Genomic DNA, 730 nt, shown 5'->3' with positions numbered 1-730 from the left:
GTCGAAGCAAGAAGGTCAGAAAACGCCAAGCAAAGCGGAGAAAGTGAAAGAGCGCCAGTCAGCGTCGTAAACTCAACAAACCTGTTCGCGTGAAAGATCAGCTAGAACAAGCTGAAGAAACGCTTATGGATGTAGCTCCAGTCGTTGAAGCAGAAGTCTTTAATAAGCAAAACACACCGGTATCTGAGAAATCAGAGAAAGTGGTTGCTGACTCTGTCGATGCGATGGACAACAACGAAAACGAAGAAAAACCACGTCGTAATCGTCGTTCTCCTCGTCATCTACGAGCAAGTGGACAACGTCGTCGTCGCGGTCGTGATCGTCGCCCTAACCCATTCCGCCTACGTAAAGGTGGGGTTGCCTCTCCAGAAATGGACCATGGGTAAAGTGATGCCTCGTTACATTCCAAAACCAGTTGCTAAGAAAGAAGAAGCGGTTAAAGAAGAGGTTGTAACAGCCGTTGCTGCAGTACCTGCAATGCAAGGTGGTGTCGCATGTCCAGAAATGGCGATGGGTAAAGTGATCATCAGTCGCGATATCACCGCTGCACAAGCACCGACTGAAACGAAGCCAAAACGATTCTAAATCTCGTAACAACAGGCCAGCAAAAGCGGCCGTTGTTGAGGTGGTTACTGAAGAACCAATGGTAGAGAACGCGGCTGTAGACACCGATTCAAGAAACTGAAGTTCAGAAAATCGAGCCATCAAGTTGAAAGTGCTTCACAACCAG

At 48.1% G+C, this 730-nt stretch carries 1 pseudogene; it reads left to right on the top strand.

What is annotated here, in order from left to right:
• Window positions 1–730 (top strand): annotated as a pseudogene (locus CIK04_RS27870) (ribonuclease E); the annotation flags it as partial.

It is taken from the genome of Vibrio sp. 03_296, from assembly GCF_002265885.1.
This window is presented reverse-complemented; position numbering and strand designations above follow the sequence as displayed.